Source organism: Streptomyces sp. TLI_105, from assembly GCF_900105415.1.
In the GTDB taxonomy this organism is placed as follows: domain Bacteria; phylum Actinomycetota; class Actinomycetes; order Streptomycetales; family Streptomycetaceae; genus Streptomyces.
In genome coordinates this window covers 1,903,887-1,930,186 of sequence record NZ_FNSM01000001.1, presented here as the reverse complement: position 1 = coordinate 1,930,186, position 26,300 = coordinate 1,903,887, and the positions used below count along the sequence as shown (strand labels likewise).

The window sequence follows — 26,300 nt, the reverse complement described above, 5'->3', positions numbered from 1 at the left end:
GACGGATCCCGGGCGCCCGCTAGCTCAGCACCAGGGGCCCGTCACCGCGAACGTCGTGCCGGGCGTGTAGCAGTTGACGTACATGGTCGCGCCGTCCGGGGAGAAGGTGACGCCCGCGAACTCGCCCCACTCCGGGGCCTCCGGACTGCCGATGTTCTGCGCGCCCCTCGCGACCGCGTACACCTCGCCCTTCTCGCTCACCCCGAAGACGTGCTGCGCCCCGTCGCCGTCCTCGCAGACCATCAGGCCTCCGGTCGGCGCCAGACAGATGTTGTCCGGGGACTCGCCGGGGAGCCGGACGTCGGTGCTCGGGCCGAAGACCACGACGAGGGTGAGCCGCCTCCTGTGCGGCTCGTACTTCCACACCTGGCCGAAGTGCGTGGCGGCCGAGCCGTCCCTGGCCCGTGCGAAGGAGGACACGAAGTAGACGGCTCGCCCGCCCCAGTAGCAGCCCTCCAGCTTCTGGGCGTGCGTGATGCCCCTGGGCCCGAAGTCCTGGTGCCGGATCGGGGTCCCGGTCGCCAGGGGGTCCGGTACGGGGACCCACTCGATGCCCTCGAAGCGGGCGCCGGTCTCCTGGACGACGGAGAGGTCGGGCACGCCGGGCACCCGCATGGCCTCCAGGGTGCCGCCCGCGCGCAGCGAGCCGGTGCCGCCGAGCGGCTTCTCGGGAAGGAAGCGGTAGAAGAGCCCGAAGGGCCGTTCGAAGGCGTCCTCCGTCTCGTACACGATGCCGCTCGTGGGGTCGACGGCGACGGCCTCGTGCTGGAAGCGGCCCATCGCGGTGAGAGGGACGGCCCCGGTGCGGTGCGGGTCGGCTCCGTCGACCTCGAAGACGAAGCCGTGGTCCTTGGTGTAGCCGTTGGTGCCGGCCCGGTCCTCGGTCTCCTCGCAGGTCAGCCAGGTGTTCCACGGCGTGTGGCCGCCCGCGCAGTTGACGGCGGTCCCGGCGATGGCGACCCGCTCGCCCAGGACGTCGTTCCGTCCGTCGAGTTCGAGGACCGTGCAGCCGCCCTTGCCCGCCGGGTCGTACGTGAGGCCGGGGACGGTGGGGACGGCGATCTTCCCGGTGACCCGGTTCTCGTGGTTGCGGACGAGGTGCACCCGGCCGCGGCGGCCGGCGAAGGCGCCCATGCCGTCGTGGTTGCTGGGGACGAGTCCCTCGCCGGAGCGGAGCGGGTCGCCCTGCCGGGAGAGCACCTTGTAGCGGAAGCCGGCGGGGAGGTCGAGGAGGCCGTCCGGGTCCGGTACGAGGGGGCCGTAGCCTCCCCGGCGGCTCGCGGCCGCGGCGCTTCCGGCGGCCGCGGCGCTTCCGGCGAAGAGTTCGGAGAGGGCGCCCGTGAAGGCGATCCCGGCGACGGACGCGCCGGTGCGGGAGAGGATCTGACGTCGCGTTGCGGACATGGGGCAACCACTTCCTGTTGGCGGACAGGTGTGTGTGAGGTGACGTGTGACCCGCACGTGTGTATCACGCACCCTCGTGGCGCGTGAACCATGCGGGCCACAACTGCCCCGTGTGGCGTGTGTCCTGACCTGACGTCAGGCCAGTTCGGCGGTGAGGGTGATGGTCGTGCCCGTGAGCGCCTGGCTGACCGGGCAGTTCTTCTTCGCGTCCTCGGCGAGCGCCTGGAACTCGTCCGCGTCCAGGCCGGAGACCGTGCCGCGCACGGTCAGGTGGATGCCGGTGATGCCCTCGCCCGGCTGGAACGTGACGTCGGCCTTCGTCTCCAGGCGGTCGGGGGCGTGGCCCGCCTTGGCCAGACCGTTGGAGAAGGCCATCGAGAAGCAGGAGGAGTGCGCGGCGGCGATGAGCTCCTCGGGGCTGGTCTTGCCGTTGGGCTCCTCAGACCGGGCCGGCCAGGAGACGTCGTACGAGCCGAGACCGGAGGAGTCGAGGGTGACGACGCCGGAGCCCTTGAGGAGGTCGCCCTGCCAGACGGTGTGGGCGTGACGCACGGTGGCCATGGTGGATCCCTTTCGATCGGGTACGGCCCCCAAGCTACTGCGCGACGAGTCCCTTCGCGTCGCGGGCGAGCGCGGTGAGCCGCGAGATCGCCCGGAAGTACTTCTTGCGGTAGCCGCCGTTCAGCATCTCCTCGCTGAACAGCCTGTCGAAGGGGAGACCGGAGGCGAGCACGGGTATCTCGCGGTCGTAGAGCCGGTCGGCGAGGACGACGAGCCGCAGCGCCGTGGACTGGTCCGGGACCGGCTGGACGTCGGTGAGGCAGACGGCGCTGAGCTCGTCCGTGAGGGCGCCGTACCGGCTCGGGTGAACCCTGGCCAGGTGTTCGAGCAGATGCGGGAAGTCGTCGAGGGAGGCGCCCGGCGTCGCGTACGCGGTCTGGGTGACGACCTGGTCGGAGTACGGGGACGGGGCTTCGGGCAGACCGCGGTGGCGGTAGTCCTCGCCGTCGATCCGCAGCGGCCGGAAGTGGGCGGAGAGCCCCTGGATCTCGCGGAGGAAGTCGGCGGCGGCGAAGCGGCCCTCGCCGAGCTTGCCCGGGAGCGTGTTCGAGGTGGCGGCGAGGGCCACGCCCGACTCGACGAGCTTGCCGAGGAGGCTGGAGACGAGGACGGTGTCGCCCGGGTCGTCGAGCTCGAACTCGTCGATGCAGAGGAGACGGTGTCCGCTGAGCGTCTTCACGGTCTGCTGGAAGCCGAGCGCGCCGACCAGGTTGGTCAGCTCGACGAAGGTGCCGAATGCTTTCAGCGCGGGCTCCGCGGGGGTCGCGTGCCACAGCGAGGCGAGCAGGTGGGTCTTGCCGACGCCGTACCCGCCGTCCAGGTAGACCCCGCGGGGGCCGCTCGGGGCGGCCGGCTTCTTCGCGAACCAGCGGCGCTTGCCGGCGCCGGAGGCGTGCGCTCCGCCGAGGCCCTCGGCGAAGGCGCTCAGGGCCTTGACGGCGTCCGTCTGGCTCGGCTGGTTCGGGTCGGGCAGGTACGTGTCGAAGCGGACGGAGTCGAAGCGCGGCGGCGGCACCATCTCCGCGACGAGGCGGTCGGCGGGGACATGGGGCTCTCGGGAGCAGAGCGAGAGCGGGGCCGCTTCCGGGGAAGCCGCTTCGATGAAGGCACGGGTCGACACAGTTCCCCACTGTAAGCGCCGTGCCAGACTGCGAGGATGCGCCAGCTCTTCCCTGTGACGGACATGACAGCATCGACCGCCTCCGACCAGGGGTGGTCGCCCGCCTCCGATCGCGAGTGGTCGCTCGACGCCCTCGCCGACGCCTACGCGTATCCGGAGGGCGACGGCACCTGGCTGCGGGCCAACATGGTCTCCTCGCTCGACGGCGCCGGTCAACACGACGGGCGCTCCCAGCCGCTCTCCTCCGAGACCGACATGCGGATCTTCGGCATCCTGCGCGGGCTCGCCGACGTGGTCGTGGTCGGCGCCGAAACGGTCCGCCTGGAGGGCTACCGCCCGGCCCGGGCGCGGGAGGCCTTCACGGACCGCCGGGCCGCCGCGGGCCAGGGCCCGGCCCCCGTGATCGCCGTGGTCAGCGCCTCCCTCGACCTGGACTTCTCGCTGCCGCTCTTCACCGAGCCGCTGGTGCCGACCGTGGTCCTCACCGGCTCCGGAGCGCCCGCCGACCGGATCCGGGCCGCCCGGGAGGCGGGCGCCGAGGTGCTCTTCGCGGGCGACGGGGCCCGGGTGATGCCGGCCCGTGCGGTGGCGGTGCTCGCGGAGCGCGGGCTGCGCCGCCAGCTGACCGAGGGCGGGCCCCGGCTGCTCGGTCAGTTCGTGGGGGCGGACGTCCTGGACGAGCTGTGTCTGACGATCTCGCCGACGATGACGGCGGGTGACGCCCAACGGATCGCCGGGGGCCCCACCGTGGCCGTCCCGACACGCTTCCAGGTGGCTTCCGTGCTGGAGCAGGACGGCTTCCTCTTCACCCGCTACCGTCGGATCTGACAATCGGCGGAATTTGCCGTTCCGCTTAGCGCCGACTGGGCACACTTACTGTCGCAGACCCCGTGCGGGCACGGGGAAGGATGGTTTCCGCAGAAGGGCTCCTGAGTTGTTCACAAGCGTTCTGATGATCGAGAAGCCCCTCACGTCCGTCGACGTGGAATTCGTCACCACCCTGCACGGCGACGAGGGCATGTCCTTCATCGTTCTCATGCAGCCGCGTGGTGACCAGGCCGATGTACTGCTGCGCGCCATCGACGACGTCGCCATGGGCGAGCTCAAGGACGCCGCCCGCGAGGGCGACGAACCGGAGGGCAAGGCGGCCAGAGGACCCGCCGAGCAGGCCCTGGAGGTCTCCCTCCAGGCCCTGAGGAAGGCCGGCTGCGAAGCGGTCGGCCAGGTCGTCGAGGACCACCCGCTCGACAAGATGAAGGCGGTGGTCGACGAGTCGAAGGCGGACGAGGTGATCGTTCTCACCGCCCCGCACTACGTGGAGGAGTTCTTCCACCGGGACTGGGCCTCCCGGGCCCGCCACAAGGTCGGCGTCCCCGTCCTGAAGCTCTTCGCCCACAGCGAGTAGCGGACGCCCCGTGTCCGCGCCCCGTGCAGGGGGCGCGGACACGGCCGGGCCGCCCACGCGGACACGGCCGGGCCGCCCACGCGGACACGGCCGGGCCGCCCACGCGGACACGGCCGGGGCGCCCACGCGGACACGGACCCGCCGACCGCCGGAGCCCGGACCGCGAGCCACTAGGCTGGAGGCTTCCAGAACCACCACCCCGGGGAGAGATCCGCATGGCACCCGCCATTCCCGCCGCCATGGAACGGCCGCACTTCATCGGCATCGGCGGTGCCGGGATGTCGGGCATCGCGAAGATCCTCGCCCAGCGCGGCGCCAAGGTCGCCGGCAGCGACGCCAAGGAGTCCGCGACCGCCGAGTCGCTGCGCGCCCTCGGCGCCACCGTGCACATCGGCCACGCCGCCGAGCACCTCGCCGACGACGCCTCCGCCGTCGTCGTCTCCAGCGCCATCCGCGCCGACAACCCCGAGCTGGCCCGCGCCGCCGAGCTCGGCATCCCCGTCGTCCACCGCTCCGACGCGCTCGCCTCCCTCATGGACGGCCTGAGCGCGATCGCCGTCGCCGGCACGCACGGCAAGACGACCACCACCTCCATGCTGGCCGTCGCGCTCACCGAGCTCGGCCTGGACCCCTCGTACGCCATCGGCGGCGACCTCGCGGGCCCCGGCACGAACGCCCGGCACGGCGCCGGCGAGATCTTCGTCGCCGAGGCCGACGAGAGCGACCGCAGCTTCCAGAAGTACGACCCCGAGGTCGCGATCGTCCTCAACGTCGAGCTGGACCACCACGCGAACTACGCGTCGATGGACGAGATCTACGAGTCCTTCGAGGCCTTCAGCGCCAAGATCCGCCCCGGCGGCACCCTGGTCGTCGGCGAGCACGCGGGCGCCCGCGAGCTGGCCCGCCGCGTCGCGGACCGCGACGGCCTGCGCATCGTCACCGTCGGCGAGTCCGAGGACTCCGACGCCCGGATCCTCAAGATCGTCCCGAACGGCATGAAGAGCGAGGTGACCGTCCTCCTCGACGGCGTCGAGCACACCTTCACCGTCTCGGTCCCCGGCCGCCACTACGCCCACAACGCCGCCGCGGCCCTCGCCGCCGGCGCCCGCGTCGGCATCGACCCGGCCGAGCTCGCCCAGGCCCTCACCGCCTACACCGGCGTCGGCCGCCGCCTCCAGCTCAAGGGCGAGGCCAAGGGCGTCCAGGTCATCGACTCGTACGCGCACCACCCCACCGAGATGACCGCCGACCTGGAGGCCATGCGCGGCGCCGCCGGGGCCTCCCGCCTCCTCGTCGTCTTCCAGCCGCACCTCTTCTCCCGCACCCAGGAACTGGGCAAGGAGATGGGCGACGCGCTGGCCCTCGCCGACGCCTCCGTGGTCCTCGACATCTACCCGGCCCGCGAGGACCCGATCCCCGGCGTCACCAGCGAGCTGATCATCACGGCGGCCCGCGCCGCCGGCGCCGACGTCACCCCCGTCCACGACAAGGACGCCGTCCCGGACGTGATCGCGGGAATGGCCGGCCCCGGCGACCTCGTTCTCACGATGGGCGCGGGCGACGTCACGGACCTCGGTCCGAAGATCCTCGCCCGCCTGTCGAACTGAGGGAGTGGACGAACGATGGCGTACGAGGTCGAGAAGCCGGACGAGGAGTGGCAGGCGCAGCTGACCCCGTCGGAGTACCAGGTGCTCCGGCTGGCCGGCACGGAGCCCGCCTTCCGCGGTGAGTACACCGACACGAAGACGAAGGGCGTCTACTCCTGCCGCGCCTGCGGGGCGGAGCTCTTCACGTCGAACGAGAAGTTCGAGTCGCACTGCGGCTGGCCGTCCTTCTACGACCCGAAGGACAGCGAGGCCGTCGAGCTCGTCGCGGACACCTCCCACGGCATGGTCCGCACCGAGGTCCGCTGCGCCCGCTGCGGCTCCCACCTGGGCCACGTCTTCGAGGGCGAGGGCTACCCGACCCCGACGGACCAGCGGTACTGCATCAACTCGATCTCGCTGCGGCTGGAGCCCGAGGAGGGCTGACCCCCGGACGGTTCGTCAGCCGCCTCCCGTGGTAGGACTGTTGCGCATTGCAAACAGCCGACACGGGGGCATGAACATGGCTGTCACGGTTCCGGACTGGGCCGACACCCTTCTCGATCTGATCGGTGTGGCCTGGCCGAACGTCGACGAGGACGCGTACCGCGAGATGGCGGACGCGCTCAGGGAGTTCGCGGACGACCTGGAGGACGACGGCCAGCTCGCGAACAACCACTTCGAGCGGCTGTTGTCCTCGGGCCAGGGCGAGGCGATCGACGCCCTCGACGAGCACTGGCAGAAGGTCAAGGGCAAGCACTTCAAGGACATCGCCGGCGCGGCCCGGACGATCGCGGGCGGCCTGGACCTGGCGGCCGGCGCCGTGGAGGGCATGAAGTTCGCGGCGCTGGCGCAGCTGGGCTACCTCGCCTCCGAGGCGGGCATCGCGCTCTCGCTGATCCCGGTGACCGGCGGTCTGTCGGCGCTGATCGGCGCGGGCGCGATGCGGGCCACGCAGGAGGTCATCAAGCGGCTGATCAAGGAGTGCGTGGAGGAGGCCGTCGGGTACGTCGTCTCCGCGCTGACCGAGCCGGCGGTCGCGGCCCTGGAGGGCATGGCGGCGGACCTGGTCGTGCAGCTGGGCGCGATGGCGATCGGCCTGCAGGACGGCGTGGACCTCGACCAGACCAAGAAGGCCGGCACGGACGGCTTCAAGGACGGGGTGCAGTCGGGCAAGGAGAGCCTGAACCTGGCCTCGGCCGGCGGCGGCGGGGGCGGCGGCTCCAAGGGCAGCGGGCTGAAGAACCTGCACATCGAGCACGCCGAGCACGACCACGCCTCCACCCAGCTCAACACCGTCAGCGTGCGCATCCACGGGAAGACGACGGGCAAACTCACGAAGGCGAAGACCGCGCACGGCCGCACCCGGGGGCGCGACTCGATCGCCGAGGCGATCGACCCGATCGCGGACAAGGCGATGGAGGCCCTGACCAAGGCGGCGAAGTCGATGGGCGACCACGTCGGCCAGACGCTGCCCAAGGTCGTCAAGCAGATCTCCGTCGACCACAAGAACACCGACGACGACCTCCGCGACCGCTTCGCCCGCCAGCGCAAGGGCGACCACGACAAGGGGGGCAAGGGCGGCGCGGGCGGCGGCGGTGGCGGCGGGAACGGCAACCCTCCCGGCGGTGGAGGCAACGGCGGCTCCGGGAACAACCCCGGCGGCAACCGCATCACCCCGGCCCCGCCCTGGCACGGCAGCTCCGCCGGCACCATGCGCCACCACCGCACCGACCCGCTCGACGTGAGCCACCTGACCCCCGAGCAGCAGCGCGAGGCCCTCGTCCAGGAGGCCCGCGACCTCGCCGACCGGGCGCGCAGGGCGGATCCGGAGAACGAGAACGACCCCAAGCACCAGATCGACCTGGCCAAGACCCGCTTCCCGGTCGGCGAGCACCTCGTCAAGGACAACGCCTGCGCAGGCGGACTGCTCCACGACGGCGTCGTCACCAGCCAGACCAGCGCGACCAAGTTCGAGGGCCAGGCCAAGCCCGACCTGCATCCGGCCGTGCAGGACATCTACGACCAGGTGAAGGCCAGGATCGAAGGGGACGGCGGCAGGCCGGGCGCGGGCCACGGGCAGTGCGCCGAGCCTCTGCTGCTCTCGGACCGGCTCCGCCAGCTCGACCCGAGCGGCACGAACATCAGTACGCTCGATCACGTGCGCGATGCGATGAACGGTGCGCAGATGTACACCGTGCAGGTCGGCCGGGATCCGCGGGGCATCCTCAAGCACAACGACTACAAAGAGCCGTGCCGCTCGTGCGCGATCGCCCTAGACATGGCCGGCATCACCGCCTACGCAGGTTAGGAACCTCCCCATGCCCCATCTCAACGCCCCCGCGGATGTCGACGCCTGGTTCGCGGAGAACGGCTGGACTCCCGGTCGGAACGCCGGCGAGCAGGCCTCGGCGTTCGTGGCGGAGGTCGTCGAGGAGAGCCGGAAGAGCGGTTTCCCTCTGGAACCCTTCGCCGCCGCCACCGACTTCCTGACCGAGCACGCGGGACTCCGCGTGACCACCGACGCCCAGCGTCAGGATCACCTCCACTTCACGCCTGTCCCCGTCTGGGGCGACCTCTTCGAGGACATCGCCGAGTTGAGCCGCGGCCTGGGTGCCCGGGTCTTCCCGATCGGCTGGGACTCGGCGGAAGGGGAGATCCTCGTCATCGACGAGCAGGACCGCTTCTTCAACATGAGCAGCTTCGGCAACTACTACATGGGCACGGGCAAGCACGGGGCCATGATCGGCCTCTTCCACTGGCCCATGCAGGACGCGGAGGACCTCTATGTCTGACCTGATCCCCGGTACGGCGGCCTCGCTGCTCATCCACGGCACCATCACCAGCCACACCAACCTCACCGGCGACGGCGAGCCGGAACTCCACCCCGCCGTGCGGGAGTTCTTCGACGGGCTCCCGCCCGCCCTGCGCGAGCCCTTCATCGGCTACTGCGCCGAGTCCGCCCTCGTCTCCGACGAACTCTTCGGTTTCGACCGGCAGCGCGGCGACGGCCGCACCGCCACCCTCGACGAGGCCGTCCCGCACTTCGCGGGCGCGGCGATCGTCGCCCGCAAGATCCGCCCGCACGGCGACCCCGAGCACGGCACGGAGGCCGAGGTCTGCCGCTCCTGCACGGCGCTCCTCGACCGGCTGGGGATCACGATCCTCCACGACCAGGCATGACACGACCAGGCATGACACGACCGGGCATGACACGACCGGGCATGAGCGACGTACTGACGGAAGCGGGCTGGCGGCCGGGCCGTGACGCCGGGGACGCCGCCATGCTCGCGGTCCTCGTCGTGGTGACCGTCGGCGCGGAGCTCTTCCCCGCCGCCGACCGCGCCGTGCGCGAGTTCCACGGCCTGCACGTCCTCCCCGCCGCCGACGGCGGCCGGGAGGTCGCCGCCCTCGGCGCCGTCGTCGACCCCCGCGAGGCCCGCTCCGACGTCCCGGCCCTGAACCGGCTCGCCGACTCCCTCGGCGCCCGCCTCTTCCCCTTCGGCCGTACGGACACGGACGCGCCGCTCGCGGTCGACGAGCACGGCCGGCTCCTCATGCTCGGCCCCGGCGGCCCCTGGCTCCTCGGCGAGACGGTCCACGCCGGTCTGACGGCGCTGACCTCCGGGATCGCGCCGGTACGGCTCCGGCCGCCCCGGTGGCGCTTCCCGCTGCCCGGCGGCGAGAACGACCTCGGCGCGGCGGTACGGGCCGCGCTCGTCGCCGTCTACGTCCTGCACAGCACGGGCCTGTTCGGCGCCCGCGCCCTGCACCTGAGGGCGACCACCCTGCGGGGGATCGGCGTCGTGGCCGTGGACGAGGAGTTCCCGCTGCGCCCGGGGGCGCTGGAGGACAACGCGGAACCGCTCGCCGCCGCCATGACGGCCCGGTGCGAGGCGGCGGGCGCACGCCCCGGGGCCTGCGAGCTGACCCTCACGGTGTCCGCGCCGCCCGGTACGGGGGGCCCGGCGGCGACGGTCGCCTGTGCCGTGACGGTGGGCGGCGAGACCGAGGGCCCCGGCCTGACCCTGTCGGCCGCCCTGTCCGGCACGTCCGGCCCCACGGCGAAGGCCCTGGACGCCTGCTCCCGGGCCCTCGCGGACTGGGCGGACTCCCCGGCGTCCTGACCGGCGCCCCCACCCACGCGACCGAGGAGTCCCTCGTGCCCCGTCTCGAAGTCCCCGCCGACGTCGACGCCTGGTTCGGCGAGCACGGCTGGTTTCCCGGCCGGAACGTCGCCGAACAGGCGGCGGCGTTCGTGGCGGAGGTCGTCGAGGAGACCCGGAACGTCGGGTTCCCCGTCGAGCCGTTCGCCGCCGCCACCGAATTCCTCGCCGAGCACGCGGGTCTCCGCCTGACCATCGACGCGCGGCGTGAGGAGTACCTGCACTTCAAGCCGGTCATCGTCTGGGACAGCACCGCCGAGGAGATCGCGGAGCTGAGCCGCAACCTGGGCGTGCGGGTCTTCCCCGTCGGCTGGGACTCCTCGGAGGGCGAGGTGATCGTCATGGACGAGCGGAGCCGGTTCTTCTGCCTGCACCACACCGGCAACTACTACATGGGTACCGGCAAGTACGGGGCGATGACCGACCTCTACGGCCATCCCATGCAGGACGCGGAGGACTTCTACGTCCGCCCCGGGCAGGGCCCTCAGTGCACCGAGAAGCCGCCGTCCACGAAGAGCGACTGGCCCGTGACGTAGGCGGACGCGCCGCTCGCCAGGAAGACGGCCGCGCCCGCGAAGTCCTCCGCCAGGCCGTTGCGGCCGACCATCGTGCGGGCGGCCAGGGCGGCGACCTTCTCCGGGTCGGAGGAGAGGCGCTTGTTCAGCGGGGTCATCACGAAGCCCGGGACCAGGGTGTTCGCGGTGACCCCGTACGGGGACCAGGCCTCGGCCTGCGAGCGGGCCAGGGACTCCAGGGCGCCCTTGGACACCCCGTACGCCCCGCTCTGCACGAACGCGCGGTGCGCCTGCTGCGAGGTGATGTGGATGATCCGGCCGAAGCCCCGCTCGGCCATGCCGGGCCCGAAGCGCCGGCCGAGCAGGAACGGCGCCTCCAGGTTCACGGTCATCGTCGTGTCCCACACCTCCTCGTCCAGCTCGCCGAACGGCGGACGGAGGTTGATGCCGGCCGAGTTCACCAGGATGTCCGGCTCCCCGAAGACGGCCGCCGCCGCCTCCGCCCCGGCCTTGATGCCGTCCCGGGTGCTCAGGTCGGCGCTCACCCAGGCCGCCCGGCAGCCGTCGGCCGTCAGCTCGTCGACGGTCGCGACGAGCTCGGCCTCCTTGCGGGCCAGGACCACCACGCTCGCCCCCGCACGGGCCAGGGCCCCCGCGACGGCCTTGCCTATGCCGGAACTCCCGCCCGTGACCAGGGCGTTGCGCCCTTCGAGCGAGAACAGTCCGGAGAGGTAGCCGGCGGGGGTGCTCATGGGTGTCGCTCCTCGTGTCGTTCGGCACCGGCCGTTCGCGTGCGGTGGACGGCCGGTCCCCGCATCCTGGCACACGGGGCCTGATCAGCCGTGCCAGACCCCGGTCGCGGCCGTCGCCCGCACGTAGTCGGTGAAGTCGCGGGGCGCGCGGCCGAGGGCCCGCCGCACGCCGTCGCCGAGCGTGGCGAATCGGTTCTCGCCGATCCAGCCGAAGAGCAGGTTCAGGAGGGCGGTGAAGTCCTCCGGCAGACCCGCCCGCGCCGCGTACGCCGCGAAGTCGTCCGGTGAGACGGGACGGTAGGTGATCTCCCGGCCCGTCGCCCGGGCGATCTCGTCGGCCACGTCGCCCAGGCTCAACAGCCGTGGCCCGGAGAGCTCGTACGCCTGCCCGGCGTGTCCGTCCTCGGTGAGCGCCGCCACGGCGACGTCCGCGATGTCCTCCACGTCGACGAACGGCTCCGTGCCCGCCCCCGCCGACCACATGACCTCCCCGCCGACGACCTGGCCGTGGAAGAACGGCTCCTCGCTGAAGTTCTGCGCGAACCAGGCCGGCTTCAGAAGCGTCCACTCCGCGCCCGACTCCCGCACCGCGCGCTCGCAGGGAAGCTTCTCCTCGCCCTCGGGCGCGACCCAGTCGCGGTGGGAGAGGAGGACGAGCCGCTCGACCCCGCCGGCCGCGGCGAGCTTGCCGAAGGCGCTCATCGAGGTCGCCGCGTCGTTCTGCATCGAGTCGACCAGGTAGGCCGCGCCGACTCCCTCGAGCACGGGCTCCCAGGTGTTCTCGTCGTTCCAGTCGAACCGGGCGGGCCCCTTGCGGGAGGCCGCCCGGACCTCGTACCCCCGCTCCTTCAGGCGGGAGACCACGCGGCGGCCGGTCTTGCCCGTTCCGCCGAGGACCAGGATCGGCTTCGTGTTCGAGTTCGTCGTCATGCGCTCAGTCAAACGGTGGGCCGGTGAGTCACGGAATGGTCCACGCGCTCACTTCGATGTCTCAGCCGCTCAGCCCTTCTAGACTCGCCGTATGGATCCACTCGCGAGCCTTCTCTACGAAGTCCGGTCCGACGGAGCCCTGTTCAGCCGCAACATCCTGGCCTCGCCCTGGTCGATCGGCTTCGCCGACGGGACGCCCCTCGCCGTCGTCACCCTGCTCCGCGGCTCCGGTTGGATCGTCCCCGGCGGCGACGCCCCACCCGTCCCGCTCGGCCCCGGCGACGTCGCCCTCGTGACCGGCGCGGAGCCGTTCTCCGTCACCGACGACCCGTCCGCGGAGACCCCGCCCTTCTACGTCGTGCACCCCGGTCACTGCACCACCGCCGACGGCGAGGACGTCAGCGAGGACGTCATCCTCGGCCTCCGCACCTGCGCCAACGCCCCCGGCGGCACCACCGTGCTCCTCACCGGCAGCTACCAGGTCGACGGCCGCGTCTCCGAACGGCTCATCGGCGGACTGCCGCGCGTGCTCGTCGTCCCCCAGGAAGGCAGGATCGGACCGATCCTGGAACTCACCGACAGCGAGATCAGCCGCGACGACCCCGGCCAACAGGCCGTCCTCGACCGACTCCTGGACCTCCTGCTGCTCTCCACGCTGCGGGAATGGTTCAGCCGCCCCGAGTCCGCCCCGCCCGCCTGGTACCGGGCGCTCTCCGACCCCGTCGCGGGCCGCGCCCTGCGTCTCATCCACGACCGGCCCGCACGCCCGTGGACCGTGACCACCCTCGCCGAGGAGGCCGGCGTCTCCCGGGCCACGCTCGCCCGCCGCTTCGGCGACCTCGTCGGCGAACCTCCCATGACGTACCTGACCGGCTGGCGCCTCGCCCTGGCGGCCGACCTGCTGGCCCGTACCGACGCCACCGTGGAGGCGATCGCCCGACAGGTCGGCTACCAGAGCGCGTTCGGACTGAGCGTCGCCTTCAAGCGCGTGTACGGAACCCGGCCCAGCGAGCACCGTGCAGCCGGCGTCACCGTGCCTTGAACACGAACTTCTCGACCTCGCTCCGGTCGAGGTTCCAGAACGTGACCGACGGGTTCTGGCCGACGTTGACGAACTGGACCTCGTCGGACAGCGCGACGTCGATCGGCGACCCGTCGTTGTTGTCGGCCGGGTCGTGGTACGCGAGGCCGAACGACTCGTACGCGGTGGTCTTCTCGCCCCCCAGGAACAGCTTCACGCCCGCGTACGCCTTCTGCTTCGGCCCGATCGTGGCGACCGCCTTCGCCGGGGACTCCATCGGCTGGAGCGGGCTGTCGGCGTCCTTGCCGAAGGTGATGAAGGGGTAGTGGTAGAGCGTGCAGGGCTTGTCGGTGACGTTGGTGGCCGTGATCAGGAGGTGCTGCCCCGAGTCGTGCGCCCAGTACGACGTCCCGATCGAGAGGTCCTGGTCGCCGCAGGCCGGGGCTTTTTCCTTGCCGCCGCTACCGGAGCCGGAGCTTGTGGCGCTGGGCTTCGCGGAGTCGGTCGCGCTGGGCTTCTTGGACTCGGTCGGGCTCGGGCTCGGGCTGGCGGGCGGTGCGGTGCCGGTCGCGCTCGCGGTGCCGGACGGGGCCGGGCTCGCCGCCCCGTCCTCCGTACCGCCGTCCGGTCCGCACGCCGTGGACGAGAGGAGCGCGGCGACGGCCGCGGCTCCCAGGGCGTACGTCTTCCAGCTCTTGCGGGCAGCGCGCATGGTGGTCCCCCGTGTACTTCGCATGGCTCGAACGTGTTGCTGACGAGCAGAGTCTGCACCGGAGCGGCCGCCGTATTCCGGTGCAGTCCTGCTCGTTACGAACCACGGACATGGAGGTGATGCTTCCTCAGCCCAGCCGGGTCAGGAACTCCGTCCAAGTGGCGGGGGAGAGGGTGAGCTGCGGGCCGGTGGGGTTCTTGGAGTCGCGGACGTGGACGGTGGAGGGGCAGGTGGCGACCTCGACGCAGTTGCCGCCGTCACCGGTGCTGTAGGTGGACTTGTGCCAGGAGAGGGCGACTTCTACGCAGTTGTCGCCGCTTCCGCCGCTGTAGCTGCTCTTGAACCAGGCCAGTTCAGTGGTGCTCATAGTGCTCCTCGGATCTCCCGCAACAGGCCCACGGTCGCCTCTACGGACAGAGCCTGTGTCCGCATCCTGGCATATCGCTGCTGGAGGATGCTGACCTCTTTGGGGTCGGAGATGAGCTGGCCCGTGCCTTGGCCTTCGCTGTACGCGTACCAGGCGTTCTCCTCGGTCTCCAGGAGACACAAGGGGCCGTCGAGCCCCGCGTGGTGCCCGCGCGACTGCGGCATGATCTGGATGTCGATGTTGCGTCGTTCGCTGAGTTCGATGATGTGGTCTATCTGCTCGCGCATGACCTCCAGGGTGGTCACCTGGCGACGCAGCGCGTGCTCCTCGATGATGAAGCTGTAGATCGTCTCAGGGTGCTCCGTGAGGATGTGCGTCCGCTCCATGCGGGCGACCAGGTTCGACTCGATCTTGTCGTCGCTCATCGCCGGGAGCTGCTTCTCGAAGAGCGTCCGGGCGTATGCAGTTGTCTGGAGTAGGCCGGGTGCGAGCCGGTTCTCGAAGGTGTACAGCGTCACCGCCAGAGGTTCCAGCTCCGCCCACCCCTCGAACCACTTCGCAAGCCCCGCCTTCCGCGTCAGGTGCTTCGCCGCCGCCCGGATCACCCCGAACGCGTCCAGCACCTCCTCCGCCCGGTTCACGAACTCCTTCGACGGCAGGCGTCGGCCCTGTTCGATCGAGGCGATCATCGGGACCGAGTAGCCCACGAGCGGGGCGAACTGTTCCTGCGTCAGGCCCGCCCGTCTGCGGAAGGCCTTGACCACTTCCCCGAAAGCCTTCAGGCTCTCCGACGTCTCCGGTTCGCTGCCCTTCGGGACCTCGTCCGCCACCCCGCCACCTCCCGTACCGATGCGCTCGCGCTGAACCCGTCCAGGTTCACCGATAGTCACCGGTACGGTCCAGAGAGTGAACCCGTACGCTGCGCAGCGTACGGGTTTCTGAGCTGGCAACTCCCTCCGGGGGACGTCACATTGGCCCCATGACCTCCCCCGTGACCCGCGAACCCGCCGTCACCGTACGTGTGTTCACCCAGCGCTTCAGCTCGACCCCGCGCGGCGCCCGTCTCGCCCGACGGCTCGCTCTCCACCAGCTGGACCGCTGGCGGCTGCCGTACGGCTCCGAGGCCTCCGACGCCGTCGGGCTGCTCGTCGCCGAGCTCGCCGCCAACGCCGTCACCCACGGTCGGGTGCCCGGGCGCGACTTCGAGCTGACGCTCTCGTACACGCCCGGCCTGCGGCTCCGGGTCGACGTCTCCGACACCCGGGGCGAGCGGCGCCCGGCGCACGTGGTGCCGGGGCCCCTCGACGAGGGCGGGCGGGGCCTGCTCCTCGTCGAGGCGCTCGCCTCACGGTGGGCGGTGCTCGACCGCGTACCGGTCGGGAAGACCGTACGGGCCGAGCTCGACCTCAGCCCCGAAGGGCCTCGTACCCCGCCGGCCGGGTGGTGAAGGTGCCCCGGCCCTGGGTGCGGCCCCGGAGGCGGGAGGCGTAGCCGAAGAGCTCGGCCAGCGGGACCGTCGCCGACACCACCGCCGTACCGGAGCGGGTCGTCGAGTCCGTGACCCGGCCCCGGCGGGCCGCGAGGTCGCCGAGGACCGAGCCGACCGACTCGGCGGGGACGGTGACCGTCACCTCGGCCACCGGTTCGAGCAGGGTCAGCACGCTCGCGCGGAGCGCCTCGCGCAGGGCGAAGCGGCCCGCCGCGCGGAACGCCATCTCCGAGGAGTCCTTCGGATGCGTGGCGCCGTCCGTGAGCGTGACCCGGACACCCGTCACCGGGTGGCCGCCGAGGGGGCCCTCGACGAGGGCGTCCCGGCAGCCGGCCTCGACCGCGCGGACGTACTCCTGCGGGACTCGGCCGCCCGTGACCGTGGAGCGGAACTCGAACTCCTCGTCGCCGTCCGTCGGTTCGACGTCGATGACGACGTGGGCGAACTGGCCCGCGCCGCCGTCCTGTTTGACGTGGCGGTAGAGGAGGTCCGTGACGCCCTTCGTCACCGTCTCCCGGTACGCGACCTGCGGCCGGCCGACCGTGACCTCAAGGCCCCGGTCGCGCCGCAGCTTCTCCACCGCGACCTCCAGGTGCAGCTCGCCGAGACCGGACAGGACCGTCTGGCCCGTCTCGGGGTCGGACCGCACCACGAGCGACGGGTCCTCCTCCGTCATCCGGGCGAGGGCCGTCGCGAGCCGGCCCGTGTCCGTGCCGCGGCGGGCCTCCACGGCGACCGAGACCACCGGGTCGGCGGTCGTCGGCGGTTCGAGGACGACCGGCGCGTCCGGGGCGCACAGCGTCGCCCCGGCGCGGGCGGACTTCGGCCCGACGACGGCGACGATGTCACCGGCGCGCGCCGTGTCCACCTCCGTCGCCCGGTCGGCCTGGACGCGCAGGATGCGGGCGATCCGCTCCGTACGCCCGGCGGTGGTGTCGAGCACGGTGTCCCCCTTCCCGATCGTGCCCGCGTAGACGCGGAGGTAGGTCATGCGGCCGGTGGCCGTCGCGTTCACCTTGAAGGCGAGCGCGGTGAACGGCGCCTCCGGGTCCGCCGGGACCTCGCCGCGCACCGGCGGCATGTCCGACGGGGCCGGGAGGTACGCGACGACGGCGTCGAGCAGCGGCTCGATGCCCCGGTTGCGGTACGCCGAGCCGCACAGCACGACCACGGCCTCCCCGGAGAGGGTCAGGTCGCGCAGGGCGCTCGTGAGGACGTCCTCGGAGAGGGCGCTCCGCTCGCAGAACTCCTCCAGGGCGCGCGGGTGCAGCTCCGCGACCGTCTCCTCCAGGCGCCGCCTGCGGCGGTGGGCCTCGTCCCGGAGCTCGTCGGGGACCGGCAGGTCGGCGTACGTGTCGGCGCCGTCGGCCCACACGTACGCCCGCATCCGGACCAGGTCCACGACGCCCGTGAAGCCGTCCTCGCGCCCGATGGGCAGCTGGACGGGGACCGGGACGGTGCCGAGGCGGTCCCGGATCGACGCCACGGCGGCGTCGAGTTCCGCGCCCGCACGGTCGAGCTTGTTGACGAACGCGATCCTCGGGACTCCGTGCCGGTCGGCCTGGCGCCACACCGTCTCGCTCTGCGGCTCGACGCCCGCGACGGCGTCGAAGACGGCGACGGCGCCGTCGAGGACGCGCAGCGAGCGCTCGACCTCGTCGGAGAAGTCGACGTGGCCGGGCGTGTCGATCAGATTGATCCGGTGGCCCGCCCAGTCGCAGCTGACGGCCGCGGCGAAGATCGTGATGCCCCGGTCCCGCTCCTGCGGGTCGAAGTCGGTGACGGTCGTGCCGTCGTGGACCTCGCCGCGCTTGTGGGTGGCGCCGGTGAGGTAGAGGAACCGCTCGGTGACGGTGGTCTTGCCGGCGTCGACGTGGGCGAGGATGCCGAGGTTGCGGACGCTTCGGGTGGTGGTGTCGGTACGCACGGTGTGTCGTGCCTTTCGCTGCTGCGTGGAGAAAGGGGCAGCGCGATTCCCGTGTTCAGTACGTCAGTACGTCGGTCGGTACGTCACGTACGTCACGGGTCGGCGATGGCGGGCGCGCAGCCGCCACCGGCCGGAGCGAGAGGCGAGGATCACGTCGAAGCGGCGCGTAGGCACGGTCGGCTCTCCTCGGTGGACACTCGCGGCACGGCACACCGGTCGGTGTGCCGTGCCGCGAGTGTAGGGAGCGCCGCCGTGCGGGCGACACCGGTTTTACGCGGCGGGCTGCAGGAGGTCCCAGCGGTTGCCGTAGAGGTCCTCGAAGACGGCGACCGAGCCGTACGGCTCGTGGCGCGGCTCCTCCAGGAACTTCACCCCGGCGGCCGACATGCGTTCGTGGTCGCCGGCGAAGTCCTCCGTGTGGAGGAAGAAGCCGACCCGGCCGCCCGTCTGGTTGCCGACCGAGGCCTCCTGCTCCTCGTTCTTCGCGCGGGCGAGCAGCAGCCCGGTGTTGCCGAGGCCGCCGACGCCGGCCGCGCCGCGCGGACGGACGACGACCCAGCGGCTTCCGTCGCCGCGGTCGGTGTCCTCGACCAGCTCGAAGCCGAGGGCGTCGGTGTAGAAGGCGATGGCCTCGTCGTATTCACGGACGACGAGGGTGACGAGTGCGATGGACGGCATTTCCTCAACGTAATACGCGGAAGGGTAGGAACCCACCCGCGTCGACCCGCGTCGTGGCGGGGGATGACCCTTGCGGGATGGAGGGTCGGGACGAGGGTCCGGGGAGGGTCACCCCGAGGGTCCCCGAGCCGACGTCCGCGGCTGCGGACCCGCGCCCGCACCTGCGGGTCATGCCCGCGCCTGCTGCGCCCGCTCCGGGAAGGGACCGTCCCGGTGGCGCGCACGGTGCGAGAATGCGGCGCATGGACGCGCAGGAGGTCGATCGGCTCGTAGCACGCGCGCGGGCGCTCGTCGTGCCCGGGCAGCGGCGGATCCTCGGGCTCGCCGGGGCGCCCGGCGCCGGGAAGTCCACGCTCGCCGGCCGGCTCGTCGACGGGCTCGACGGGCTCGCCGTGCTCGTGCCCATGGACGGGTTCCATCTGGCCCAGGCCGAGCTGGAGCGGCTCGGACGGGCCGGCAGGAAGGGCGCGCCGGACACCTTCGACGCCGCCGGGTACACCGCGCTCCTCACCCGGCTCCGTACCCCCGTCCCCGGCACCACCGTCTACGCGCCCGCGTTCGACCGCTCCCTGGAGGAACCCGTCGCCGGGTCGATCCCCGTCGCGCCCGAGGTCCCGCTCGTCGTCACCGAGGGGAACTACCTGCTGCACGACGAGGGCGCCTGGGCCGACGTCCTGCCCCTCCTCGACGAGGCCTGGTACCTCGACCTGGACGACGGGCGCCGCGTGTCCCGGCTCGTCGAGCGGCACGTCCGCTTCGGCAAGGACCGGGCGCACGCCGAGCGCTGGGTCCGCGACTCCGACGAGGCCAACGCCCGGCTGGTGGCCCGTGGAAGGGCCCGCGCCCACCTCGTCGTACCGATGGCCTGACCGACCGTCCCCCGTGCGGCCGGCGGAGGCGCACCGTCGCGGCGGAGCCGAGCCGGCCCGCAGCGGGCCGCAGCCCCGGCCGCTACGCGGGCTGCGACTCCCGAAGAGCCGCCGCGTGCTCCGTCGCCGCCACCGCCAGCGCCCTGATCAGCGGGTGCGGGCGGGTGCCGTCGCCCGCCAGTTCCGGCTGGAAGAGGGTCGCAAGGAAGAAAGGGTGCGAGGGGAGTTCGGCGATGCGGATCCCGCCCTCCTCGTCCGCGCCGGTGAAGCGGAGGCCGTGCGCCCGCAGGGTGTCCAGGTGGCGGCTGTCCGCGCCGTAGTTGCAGTGGTACCGCTCCGTCGTCCGCTCCGCGCCGAGCGCCTTCTCGGCGAGCGAGCCGGGGGTGACCCGTACGACGCCCTCGTGGCCCACGAGCGAGCAGGCGAGCGGGGCGATGAGAAGGTCGTCGGTGTCCGCCGCCGGGTCGTTCTCGGCGTGCGCCGCCCGCTCCAGGCCGCAGACGTCCCGGGCGTACTCGATCAGGGCGTGCTGGAAACCGGCGCAGGTGCCGAGGAAGGGGATGCCGTCCTCGCGGGCCGTACGGATCGCCGCGAGGGCCCCCGCCTCGCTCGCGTACGGGCTCCCCGGCAGCACCCACACCGCGTCGAAGCCCTTCACGGCGCCCGGGGTCTCCGCGTCAACGGTCTGGATCCAGTACGCGTCGAGCGCGAGCCCGTCCCGCTCGGCGAGGGCGTCCAGGAGGACCGGGATCCGGACGTGCGAGCGGACGTGCGGGGAGCGGTCGCCGACCAGGGCGATCCGGGGGGTGTGCGAGGGGAAGGTGTTCGTCGTCATGGGCATCATGCTCGGCCGCGCCCCCGTTCACGTCCAACGATGATTCCTGCACTCGTCATCACGAACGCTTATGACCCTCCCGCTAGGGTGACCGCATGACGAACGATCACGACTGGGAGACCCGCGTCGCCGCCCTCTGGGAGCGTCTCGACGAGCACGAGCCCGCCGACTTCCGCGCCCGCGTCGCCGAACTCGCCGCCGAACGGCCCGCCGACGACCCGGCCGCCGTCTTCGAGCAGGGCGCCGCCCACGACTCCACCGGCATGCCCGAGGAAGCCGTCGTCCACTACCAGCGCGCCCTCGACCTCGGCCTCACCGGACTGCGCCGCCGCCGCGCCGTCATCCAGCTCGCCAGCAGCCTGCGCAACCTCGGCCGCCCCGACCGCAGCGTCGAACTCCTCACCGCCGAGCGCGCCCTCCCCGCCGACCGGCTCGACGCCGACGAGCAGGCCCTGTCCGGCGCCGTCGACGCCTTCCTCGCCCTCGCCCTCGCCGACACCGGCCGCGACCGCGAGGCCGCCTCCCTCGCCCTCGGCGCCCTCGCGCCCCTGCTGCCCCGCTACAACCGCTCCCTCGCGTACTACGCCAAGGACCTGCTGAAGACCCCCTACGGCTCCTGAGCGCACCGGCCCCATGGACCCCCACCTCCTCCGCACGTACGTCACCGTCGCCCGCCTCGCCTCCTTCTCCGAGGCGGCGCGCGACCTCGGCTACACCCAGTCCGCCGTCTCCCAGCACATCGCCTCCCTGGAGGCCGACCTCGGACTGCCCCTGCTCACCCGGCGGCCCGTCGCCCCCACCCCGGCCGGGGAACGGCTCCTCGAACACGCCGGGGCGCTGCTGCTCCGCCTCGACGCGGCCCGCGCCGACCTCGACCGGTTCACCGCCGCGCCCCGCGCCACCCTGGACGTCGCCGCCTCCCCGCTCGCCCTCACCGCCCGCGTCCTCGCCGCCCTGCCCGCCACCGGGGTCACCCTGCGCGGCCTGTCCCGCGAGCAGGTGCCCGTCGCCGTCGCCACCGGCGGGGCCGACGCCGGACTGGTCGACGGCATCGCCGCCCCCAGCGACCCGCTGCGGCTGCCCGACGTCGCCCCGCTCGCCGCGACCGGCGTCGCCGAGGAACCGCTCGCCGTCGTCCTGCCCGGCCGGCACCCCCTCGCCGGACGTCCCGGCCTCCGCCTCGACGACCTCGTCGACGCCCGCTGGCTGGACGCCCCCGCCGCCGGCATCCCCCTCGACCGGCTGCGGGCCGTCCACGGCGGCCCCGCCGGGCGCGGCTTCCGCACCGCCCTGCGCTACGAGGGCACCGACACCCGCACCCTCGCCGCCCTGGCCGCCGCCGGGCACGGCCTCGCCCTGCTGCCGTCGTCCGCGACGGAGGGCGTCCCCGGCGCGGCCGCCGTCCCCCTGGTCGCGCCCCGGCTCGTCCACCGCGTCGAACTCCTCCTGCCGACGGGCGCCCCCGGCGAACCGTCCGGGCCCGTGGCCGAGTTCACGGGACGGCTGAAGAGCTGACACCCGCAGTCGCTACCCTGGGCGCAACGGCGACGGAAGGCGGACGGGCGTGGGGTGGCTGCGACGAGGACCCAGGCGGGACGGCGACGACGCACCGAGGGATCCCGGGTTCGCGTACTTCTCCCAGCGCGAGGCCGCGCTCTTCCGCGGCCGGGTCCGCCAGACCTTCGCCGAGCTCGGCCTGGAGGTCATCGTCTACGCCGACCACGTCATCGACGACAAGGGCCGCCGCTTCGGCCTGGGCAACCTCGCCGCCGTCTGCCACCAGGACCGGCGCGGCCCCCGCGTCTGGCCCGACATGATCCACCGTCACATCGGCCTCGTCGTCCGGGCCATGGACGGCCCCTCCGCGCTCGACACCCTGCCGCCCGAGCAGATCCGCGCCCAGCTCTACCCCCGGATCGTCAGCGGGGACGGCATCGACGCCGGTGCCTTCGGCTACGCCAGGACCGTCGCCCCCGGCCTCTACGAGGTCCTCGCCCTCGACCTGCCCGAGAGCGTCATGATGCTCACCGACGAGGCGCTCGAACGGCTCGGGGACCACGCCCAGCTGCGCGACCGGGCCCTGCGCAACCTGCGCGGACTGCCCGTCGAGGAGCACGAGACCGTCCGCGACGCCGACGGCATGTGCTTCGAGATCATCCTCGGCGACTCCTTCTACACCGCGAGCCGCGTCCTCGACCTCGACGGCGTCGTCCAGCGGGTCACCGGCCTCCCGCTCGGCGAGCACGGCGCCCTCGTCGCCCTGCCCTTCCGGCACCAGCTCGCCTTCCACCCCATCCGGGACACCTCGATCATCCCGGCCCTCGGCGCGATGGCCTCCTTCGCCGCCTCCGGGTACGAGGACGTGCCGGGTGCCATCAGCCCGTACGTCTTCTGGTGGCGGGGCGGCACGCTCACCCAGCTCAGCGAGCACGACGAGGAGCGGGGCGAGCTGCGGATCGTCGTCGGCGACGACTTCCACGAGCTCCTGGAACGGCTCATCGCCCAGGGCCCCGACCGCCGCTGAGCCGGTCGCGCCCGTCCGGTATCCGGTCGCGGCCCGCGCCCCCGCCCGGCAGGATGCTGTACGTCGCACCGGACGATGACGTCGAGGAGGAGCCACCATGCCGAGCACGGACGCCCCCGAACAGGTCGTGCCCTTCACCGCGGACGACTACCGGGCCCGGATGGCCCGCGCCGTCGAGTCCGCCGCCGACGCCGGACTCGCGGGCGTGCTCGTCGCCCCCGGACCCGACCTGGTGTACCTCACCGGCTACCAGCCCACCGCGATCACCGAGCGGCTCACCGTCCTCGTCCTCGCCGTCGGCCAGGAACCGGTGCTCGTCGTCCCGACCCTGGAGGCGCCCGACGCCGAGAAGGCCGCCGGGGCCGCCGCGCTCACCCTGCGCGACTGGACCGACGGCAAGGACCCGTACGCCGTCACCGCCCCGCTCCTCGACGTCGACGGCCGCTTCGGCGTCAGCGACAACGCCTGGGCCATGCACCTCCTCGGCCTCCAGCAGGCCCTGCCCGGCACCTCGTACGTCTCCCTCACCGAGGCCCTGCCGATGCTCCGCGGCGTCAAGGACGCCCACGAGCTGGCCCGGATCGCGGCCGCCGGGGCCGCCGCCGACCAGGCGTACGGCGAGATCCTCAAGGTCCGGTTCGCCGGCCGCAAGGAGACCGACGTCGCCGCCGACCTCGCCCGGCTCCTCAGGGAGTTCGGCCACTCGCAGGTCGACTTCACCGTCGTCGGCTCCGGCCCCAACGGCGCCAACCCGCACCACGAGGCCGGCGACCGGGTCATCGAGCGCGGCGACATGGTCGTCCTCGACTTCGGCGGCCTCAAGCACGGCTACGGCTCCGACACCACCCGCACCGTCCACGTCGGCGAGCCCACCGACGAGGAGCGCCGCGTCCACGACCTCGTCCGCGAGGCCCAGCAGGCCGGCTTCGAGGCGGTACGCCCCGGGGTCGCCTGCCAGGAGGTCGACCGGGCGGCCCGCAAGGTCATCACGGACGCCGGCTACGGCGAGTACTTCATCCACCGCACCGGCCACGGCATCGGCGTCACCACCCACGAGCCGCCGTACATGATCGAGGGCGAGGAGCTCCCCATCGTCCCCGGCATGTGCTTCTCCATCGAACCGGGCGTCTACCTCCCCGGCCGCTTCGGCGTCCGCATCGAGGACATCGTCACGGCCACCGAGGACGGCGCGGGGCGCCGCTTCAACAACACCCCGCACGAGATGGCCATCGTCGAGTAGCCCCTACCGGCCGGCGGACACCAGCGCGGCGATCCGCCCCGGGAACTCCTCCACCACCAGGGGCCCCGCGTCCGGTACGACCCCGAGCTCCGCGCCGCCCCGACGGGCGCGGACAGCCGCCCGCAGCCGCGCGGGCGGCAGGAACACGTCGTGCTCCCCGGTCACGGCCTCTGCCGGTGCCTTCCGGGCGCGCCGCTCCACGAGCCAGGACGCCCTGCCGGAGCGCGCGTGCCGGGCGACGAGCGTCATCCACTCCACCAGCTCCGCCCGGGGCTCGTGACCGGGCGCGAGCATCGTGCGCAGCAGCCGGGCGCTGCGGTCGGGCGTGGGCGCAGGAACCAGGCGGCGGAGGCGGCGAGCAGCGCGGGCGGAAGCCGCAGCGAGGACAGGCCGCCGGGGGAGGGTCAGCCGTCCGTGAGGACGATCGCCGACTCGCCGGGAAGGGTGAGGAGTCCGTCCGCCGCCGGCGGCTCGACCGGGTCCCAGGAGGCCAGCACCCGGTCGCGGCCGTTGGAGCCGAGGGGGATCACCGTCGGCTCCTTGCCCAGGTTCACGGCCACCCGCAGGTCCCCGCGCCGGAAGACCAGCCAGCGGGCCTCCTCGTCGAAGGCCACCTTCACACCCGCCAGGTCCGGGTCCGTCAGGTCGGGCAGGGTGCGGCGCAGCGCGATGAGCTGACGGTGCCAGGCGAGGAGCCGCTTGTGCGGGTCCCGCTCGCGTTCGCCGCGGTCGAGGACCGAGCGGTCTCGGGTGGCCGGCTCCTGGGGGTCGGGGACCTCGTCCTCGGACCAGCCGTGCGCGGCGAACTCCCGCTTCCGGCCCTGCCGCACGGCCTCCGCGAGCTCCGGATCGGTGTGGTCGGTGAAGTACATCCAGGGCGTGCTCGCCCCCCACTCCTCGCCCATGAACAGCATCGGCACCGAGGGGCCGGTGAGGACGAGCGTCGCCGCGCAGGCGAGCAGCCCGGGGGATAGCGAGGCGGAGAGGCGGTCGCCGAGGGCCCGGTTGCCGATCTGGTCGTGCGTCTGCGCGTACCCCAGGAAGCGGTGGGCGGGGGTGCGCTCCCGGTCCACCGGGCGCCCGTGGTGGCGGCCGCGGAAGGCGGAGTACGTGCCGTCGTGGAAGAAGACGCGGGTGAGCGTCTTGGCGAGCGCCGCCATCGGGGCGCGCGCGAAATCGGCGTAGTAGCCCTGGGACTCGCCGGTCAGGGCGGTGTGCAGGGCGTGGTGGAAGTCGTCGTTCCACTGGGCGTGGATGCCGAGACCGCCCAGCGTGCGCGGGGTGGTCGTGCGCGGGTCGGCGAGGTCGGACTCGGCGATCAGGAAGTGCTGGCGGCCCTGCTCCTTCGCCAACTCGTCCACGGCCGCCGACAGTTCCTCCAGGAAGGTCAGCGCCCGCGTGTCGGCGAGGGCGTGCACCGCGTCGAGCCGCAGCCCGTCGATCCGGTAGTCCCGCAGCCAGGCGAGCGCGCTCCCCAGGAAGTACGCCCGTACCTCGTCCGAGCCCGGCGCGTCCAGGTTCACCGCGGCGCCCCACGGCGTGTGGTGGGTGTCCGTGAAGTACGGCCCGAAGGACGGGAGGTGGTTCCCCGACGGGCCCAGGTGGTTGTGCACCACGTCGAGGACCACGCCCATGCCGAGGCCGTGCGCCGCGTCCGTGAACCGCTTCAGTGCCTCAGGACCGCCGTACGGCTCGTGGACCGCCCACGGGGCCACCCCGTCGTACCCCCAGCCCCACACCCCGGGGAACGGGCACAGCGGCATCAGCTCCACATGGGTGATGCCGAGGCCCGCGAGCTCCCCGAGCCGCGCGGCCGCCGCGTCGAGCGTGCCCTCCGGGGTGAAGGTGCCGACGTGCAGCTCGTACAGGACGGCGCCGCGCAGCCGCAGCCGCGGGGACGGCCGGCGCCAGGCGTACGCCGAGTGGTCGACGACCGCGCTCAGCCCGTCGGGCCCGTCGGGCAGCCTCCGCGAGCGCGGGTCGGGCAGCACGGGCCCGCCGTCGAGCGAGAAGCCGTACCGGTCGCCGTCCTCGGCGGGCACCACGCCCGACCACCAGCCGTCCCGTTCGGCGTCCCGGTCCAGGGGATGGGCGGAGCCGTTCAGCTCCAGCGTCACCCGGTCACGGGCGCTCGGCGCCCACACCTCGAAGAGCACGGGAATCCCCTCGTCGACGGTCCAGTCACTCCACCACCGCGACCAT

At 72.8% G+C, this 26,300-nt stretch carries 29 protein-coding genes and 1 pseudogene; 17 read left to right on the top strand and 13 right to left on the bottom strand.

The annotated features are described in order from the left end of the window. Positions 1–24 precede the first annotated feature (24 nt). The 3 genes from BLW86_RS08885 to zapE form a co-directional block, all read right to left on the bottom strand. Positions 25–1,404: an alkaline phosphatase PhoX gene (locus BLW86_RS08885; protein WP_093873521.1), complete on the bottom strand. Its 1,380-nt coding sequence runs from the start codon at positions 1,402–1,404 to the stop codon at positions 25–27. A gap of 135 nt (positions 1,405–1,539) precedes the next feature. Continuing rightward, positions 1,540–1,965, bottom strand: coding sequence for an OsmC family protein (locus tag BLW86_RS08880; protein WP_093873520.1), 426 nt, complete (start codon positions 1,963–1,965; stop codon positions 1,540–1,542). 34 nt (positions 1,966–1,999) lie between these two features. Beyond that, positions 2,000–3,085, bottom strand: a complete 1,086-nt coding sequence (gene zapE / locus BLW86_RS08875) for a cell division protein ZapE (protein ID WP_093873519.1) — start codon at positions 3,083–3,085, stop codon at positions 2,000–2,002. A 36-nt stretch (positions 3,086–3,121) separates the two neighbouring features. Between zapE and BLW86_RS08870 the strand changes: the two genes are divergently transcribed. The 10 genes and pseudogenes from BLW86_RS08870 to BLW86_RS08830 all read left to right on the top strand — a co-directional run bounded on the left by BLW86_RS08870 (position 3,122) and on the right by BLW86_RS08830 (position 10,775). Next, positions 3,122–3,913: a pyrimidine reductase family protein gene (locus BLW86_RS08870; protein WP_093873518.1), complete on the top strand. Its 792-nt coding sequence runs from the start codon at positions 3,122–3,124 to the stop codon at positions 3,911–3,913. A gap of 106 nt (positions 3,914–4,019) precedes the next feature. Beyond that, complete coding sequence (locus BLW86_RS08865; protein ID WP_093873517.1) at positions 4,020–4,490, top strand: indole-3-glycerol phosphate synthase; 471 nt, start codon at positions 4,020–4,022, stop codon at positions 4,488–4,490. A 215-nt stretch (positions 4,491–4,705) separates the two neighbouring features. Continuing rightward, positions 4,706–6,097: a UDP-N-acetylmuramate--L-alanine ligase gene (gene murC, locus BLW86_RS08860; protein WP_093873516.1), complete on the top strand. Its 1,392-nt coding sequence runs from the start codon at positions 4,706–4,708 to the stop codon at positions 6,095–6,097. A gap of 15 nt (positions 6,098–6,112) precedes the next feature. Then, positions 6,113–6,520 carry a peptide-methionine (R)-S-oxide reductase MsrB gene (gene msrB, locus BLW86_RS08855; protein ID WP_093873515.1) on the top strand — a complete coding sequence of 136 codons (408 nt, stop codon included), beginning with the start codon at positions 6,113–6,115 and terminating at the stop codon, positions 6,518–6,520. A gap of 76 nt (positions 6,521–6,596) precedes the next feature. Next, positions 6,597–7,667, top strand: a pseudogene (locus BLW86_RS43785) (type IV secretion protein Rhs); the annotation flags it as partial. Positions 7,668–7,787: 120 nt separating this feature from the next. Continuing rightward, positions 7,788–8,384 (top strand): YwqJ-related putative deaminase, encoded by a 597-nt coding sequence (locus BLW86_RS43780; protein WP_305633733.1) that lies wholly within the window; start codon positions 7,788–7,790, stop codon positions 8,382–8,384. Between the two features lie 10 nt (positions 8,385–8,394). Further along, entirely contained in the window at positions 8,395–8,868 is a 474-nt protein-coding gene (locus BLW86_RS08845; protein WP_093873513.1) for an SUKH-3 domain-containing protein, read from the top strand. Beyond that, on the top strand, positions 8,861–9,256 hold the full coding sequence (locus BLW86_RS08840) for a YwqJ-related putative deaminase (protein WP_093873512.1): 396 nt from the start codon (positions 8,861–8,863) through the stop codon (positions 9,254–9,256). The genes BLW86_RS08845 and BLW86_RS08840 overlap by 8 nt, the downstream gene beginning before the upstream one ends. Before the next feature lie 41 nt (positions 9,257–9,297). Continuing rightward, the gene (locus BLW86_RS08835) at positions 9,298–10,200 is read left to right on the top strand and encodes an SUKH-3 domain-containing protein (RefSeq protein WP_256341258.1); all 903 of its coding nucleotides are present in this window, start codon (positions 9,298–9,300) and stop codon (positions 10,198–10,200) included. Positions 10,201–10,235: 35 nt separating this feature from the next. After that, entirely contained in the window at positions 10,236–10,775 is a 540-nt protein-coding gene (locus BLW86_RS08830) for an SUKH-3 domain-containing protein (RefSeq protein ID WP_177181608.1), read from the top strand. On the opposite strand, the gene BLW86_RS08825 is transcribed toward BLW86_RS08830, so the two are convergent. Next, positions 10,724–11,506: an SDR family NAD(P)-dependent oxidoreductase gene (locus BLW86_RS08825; protein ID WP_093873509.1), complete on the bottom strand. Its 783-nt coding sequence runs from the start codon at positions 11,504–11,506 to the stop codon at positions 10,724–10,726. The two genes, BLW86_RS08830 and BLW86_RS08825, sit on opposite strands and share 52 nt — an antisense overlap. Positions 11,507–11,590: 84 nt before the next feature. Next, positions 11,591–12,436 carry an NmrA family NAD(P)-binding protein gene (locus BLW86_RS08820; RefSeq protein WP_093873508.1) on the bottom strand — a complete coding sequence of 282 codons (846 nt, stop codon included), beginning with the start codon at positions 12,434–12,436 and terminating at the stop codon, positions 11,591–11,593. Between the two features lie 91 nt (positions 12,437–12,527). Here BLW86_RS08820 and BLW86_RS08815 point away from each other — a divergent pair, with 91 nt between their 5' ends. Beyond that, on the top strand, positions 12,528–13,478 hold the full coding sequence (locus BLW86_RS08815; protein WP_093873507.1) for an AraC family transcriptional regulator: 951 nt from the start codon (positions 12,528–12,530) through the stop codon (positions 13,476–13,478). Here the strand turns inward: BLW86_RS08815 and BLW86_RS08810 are convergent. The 3 genes from BLW86_RS08810 to BLW86_RS08800 form a co-directional block, all read right to left on the bottom strand. Then, positions 13,465–14,193, bottom strand: a complete 729-nt coding sequence (locus BLW86_RS08810; RefSeq protein WP_177181607.1) for a DUF4232 domain-containing protein — start codon at positions 14,191–14,193, stop codon at positions 13,465–13,467. The genes BLW86_RS08815 and BLW86_RS08810 overlap by 14 nt on opposite strands. A 103-nt stretch (positions 14,194–14,296) precedes the next feature. Next, positions 14,297–14,536 carry a DUF397 domain-containing protein gene (locus tag BLW86_RS08805; RefSeq protein WP_093873505.1) on the bottom strand — a complete coding sequence of 80 codons (240 nt, stop codon included), beginning with the start codon at positions 14,534–14,536 and terminating at the stop codon, positions 14,297–14,299. After that, complete coding sequence (locus tag BLW86_RS08800) at positions 14,533–15,366, bottom strand: helix-turn-helix domain-containing protein (RefSeq protein WP_093873504.1); 834 nt, start codon at positions 15,364–15,366, stop codon at positions 14,533–14,535. Before BLW86_RS08800 ends, BLW86_RS08805 begins: the two co-directional genes overlap by 4 nt. 149 nt (positions 15,367–15,515) lie before the next feature. On the opposite strand from BLW86_RS08800, the gene BLW86_RS08795 reads away from it, so the two are divergent. Next, positions 15,516–15,983 (top strand): ATP-binding protein, encoded by a 468-nt coding sequence (locus tag BLW86_RS08795; RefSeq protein WP_093873503.1) that lies wholly within the window; start codon positions 15,516–15,518, stop codon positions 15,981–15,983. Here BLW86_RS08795 and fusA read toward each other — a convergent pair. Then, positions 15,943–17,952, bottom strand: coding sequence for an elongation factor G (fusA, locus tag BLW86_RS08790; protein ID WP_093873502.1), 2,010 nt, complete (start codon positions 17,950–17,952; stop codon positions 15,943–15,945). The two genes, BLW86_RS08795 and fusA, sit on opposite strands and share 41 nt — an antisense overlap. Positions 17,953–18,222: 270 nt before the next feature. Next, positions 18,223–18,630, bottom strand: a complete 408-nt coding sequence (locus BLW86_RS08785) for a VOC family protein (protein ID WP_093873501.1) — start codon at positions 18,628–18,630, stop codon at positions 18,223–18,225. Between the two features lie 233 nt (positions 18,631–18,863). Between BLW86_RS08785 and BLW86_RS08780 the strand changes: the two genes are divergently transcribed. After that, on the top strand, positions 18,864–19,499 hold the full coding sequence (locus tag BLW86_RS08780) for a nucleoside/nucleotide kinase family protein (protein WP_371129463.1): 636 nt from the start codon (positions 18,864–18,866) through the stop codon (positions 19,497–19,499). An 82-nt stretch (positions 19,500–19,581) separates the two neighbouring features. Here the strand turns inward: BLW86_RS08780 and BLW86_RS08775 are convergent, their stop codons facing one another. Next, positions 19,582–20,334 carry a CTP synthase C-terminal region-related (seleno)protein gene (locus BLW86_RS08775; protein ID WP_093878576.1) on the bottom strand — a complete coding sequence of 251 codons (753 nt, stop codon included), beginning with the start codon at positions 20,332–20,334 and terminating at the stop codon, positions 19,582–19,584. 95 nt (positions 20,335–20,429) lie between these two features. On the opposite strand from BLW86_RS08775, the gene BLW86_RS08770 reads away from it, so the two are divergent. The 4 genes from BLW86_RS08770 to BLW86_RS08755 all read left to right on the top strand — a co-directional run bounded on the left by BLW86_RS08770 (position 20,430) and on the right by BLW86_RS08755 (position 24,098). Then, positions 20,430–20,954, top strand: coding sequence for a tetratricopeptide repeat protein (locus tag BLW86_RS08770; protein ID WP_093873500.1), 525 nt, complete (start codon positions 20,430–20,432; stop codon positions 20,952–20,954). 13 nt (positions 20,955–20,967) lie between these two features. After that, positions 20,968–21,849: a LysR family transcriptional regulator gene (locus BLW86_RS08765; protein WP_093873499.1), complete on the top strand. Its 882-nt coding sequence runs from the start codon at positions 20,968–20,970 to the stop codon at positions 21,847–21,849. A 49-nt stretch (positions 21,850–21,898) separates the two neighbouring features. Beyond that, positions 21,899–22,858: a DUF1444 domain-containing protein gene (locus tag BLW86_RS08760; RefSeq protein ID WP_093873498.1), complete on the top strand. Its 960-nt coding sequence runs from the start codon at positions 21,899–21,901 to the stop codon at positions 22,856–22,858. Positions 22,859–22,955: 97 nt separating this feature from the next. Then, positions 22,956–24,098, top strand: a complete 1,143-nt coding sequence (locus BLW86_RS08755; RefSeq protein ID WP_093873497.1) for an aminopeptidase P family protein — start codon at positions 22,956–22,958, stop codon at positions 24,096–24,098. Positions 24,099–24,101: 3 nt separating this feature from the next. Here the strand turns inward: BLW86_RS08755 and BLW86_RS08750 are convergent, their stop codons facing one another. Both BLW86_RS08750 and treZ read right to left on the bottom strand, forming a co-directional pair. Continuing rightward, positions 24,102–24,392 carry a hypothetical protein gene (locus tag BLW86_RS08750; protein WP_093873496.1) on the bottom strand — a complete coding sequence of 97 codons (291 nt, stop codon included), beginning with the start codon at positions 24,390–24,392 and terminating at the stop codon, positions 24,102–24,104. A 110-nt stretch (positions 24,393–24,502) separates the two neighbouring features. Then, entirely contained in the window at positions 24,503–26,254 is a 1,752-nt protein-coding gene (gene treZ, locus BLW86_RS08745; RefSeq protein WP_093873495.1) for a malto-oligosyltrehalose trehalohydrolase, read from the bottom strand. Between the last annotated feature and the right edge of the window lie 46 nt (positions 26,255–26,300).

Bases quoted from the DNA above. Each gene is read 5' to 3' on its own strand.
- msrB (WP_093873515.1), top strand. From the start codon at position 6,113: ATGGCGTACGAGGTCGAGAAGCCGGACGAGGAGTGGCAGGCGCAGCTG.
- BLW86_RS08885 (WP_093873521.1), bottom strand. From the start codon at position 1,404: ATGTCCGCAACGCGACGTCAGATCCTCTCCCGCACCGGCGCGTCCGTC.
- BLW86_RS08825 (WP_093873509.1), bottom strand. From the start codon at position 11,506: ATGAGCACCCCCGCCGGCTACCTCTCCGGACTGTTCTCGCTCGAAGGG.
- BLW86_RS08750 (WP_093873496.1), bottom strand. From the start codon at position 24,392: ATGCTCGCGCCCGGTCACGAGCCCCGGGCGGAGCTGGTGGAGTGGATG.
- BLW86_RS08770 (WP_093873500.1), top strand. From the start codon at position 20,430: ATGACGAACGATCACGACTGGGAGACCCGCGTCGCCGCCCTCTGGGAG.
- BLW86_RS08785 (WP_093873501.1), bottom strand. From the start codon at position 18,630: ATGCCGTCCATCGCACTCGTCACCCTCGTCGTCCGTGAATACGACGAG.
- BLW86_RS08805 (WP_093873505.1), bottom strand. From the start codon at position 14,536: ATGAGCACCACTGAACTGGCCTGGTTCAAGAGCAGCTACAGCGGCGGA.
- BLW86_RS08780 (WP_371129463.1), top strand. From the start codon at position 18,864: ATGCGGCGCATGGACGCGCAGGAGGTCGATCGGCTCGTAGCACGCGCG.
- BLW86_RS08845 (WP_093873513.1), top strand. From the start codon at position 8,395: ATGCCCCATCTCAACGCCCCCGCGGATGTCGACGCCTGGTTCGCGGAG.
- BLW86_RS08815 (WP_093873507.1), top strand. From the start codon at position 12,528: ATGGATCCACTCGCGAGCCTTCTCTACGAAGTCCGGTCCGACGGAGCC.
- BLW86_RS08755 (WP_093873497.1), top strand. From the start codon at position 22,956: ATGCCGAGCACGGACGCCCCCGAACAGGTCGTGCCCTTCACCGCGGAC.
- murC (WP_093873516.1), top strand. From the start codon at position 4,706: ATGGCACCCGCCATTCCCGCCGCCATGGAACGGCCGCACTTCATCGGC.
- BLW86_RS43780 (WP_305633733.1), top strand. From the start codon at position 7,788: ATGCGCCACCACCGCACCGACCCGCTCGACGTGAGCCACCTGACCCCC.
- BLW86_RS08840 (WP_093873512.1), top strand. From the start codon at position 8,861: ATGTCTGACCTGATCCCCGGTACGGCGGCCTCGCTGCTCATCCACGGC.
- BLW86_RS08795 (WP_093873503.1), top strand. From the start codon at position 15,516: ATGACCTCCCCCGTGACCCGCGAACCCGCCGTCACCGTACGTGTGTTC.
- BLW86_RS08880 (WP_093873520.1), bottom strand. From the start codon at position 1,965: ATGGCCACCGTGCGTCACGCCCACACCGTCTGGCAGGGCGACCTCCTC.
- BLW86_RS08775 (WP_093878576.1), bottom strand. From the start codon at position 20,334: ATGACGACGAACACCTTCCCCTCGCACACCCCCCGGATCGCCCTGGTC.
- BLW86_RS08870 (WP_093873518.1), top strand. From the start codon at position 3,122: ATGCGCCAGCTCTTCCCTGTGACGGACATGACAGCATCGACCGCCTCC.
- BLW86_RS08765 (WP_093873499.1), top strand. From the start codon at position 20,968: ATGGACCCCCACCTCCTCCGCACGTACGTCACCGTCGCCCGCCTCGCC.
- BLW86_RS08810 (WP_177181607.1), bottom strand. From the start codon at position 14,193: ATGCGAAGTACACGGGGGACCACCATGCGCGCTGCCCGCAAGAGCTGG.
- BLW86_RS08820 (WP_093873508.1), bottom strand. From the start codon at position 12,436: ATGACGACGAACTCGAACACGAAGCCGATCCTGGTCCTCGGCGGAACG.
- BLW86_RS08835 (WP_256341258.1), top strand. From the start codon at position 9,298: ATGAGCGACGTACTGACGGAAGCGGGCTGGCGGCCGGGCCGTGACGCC.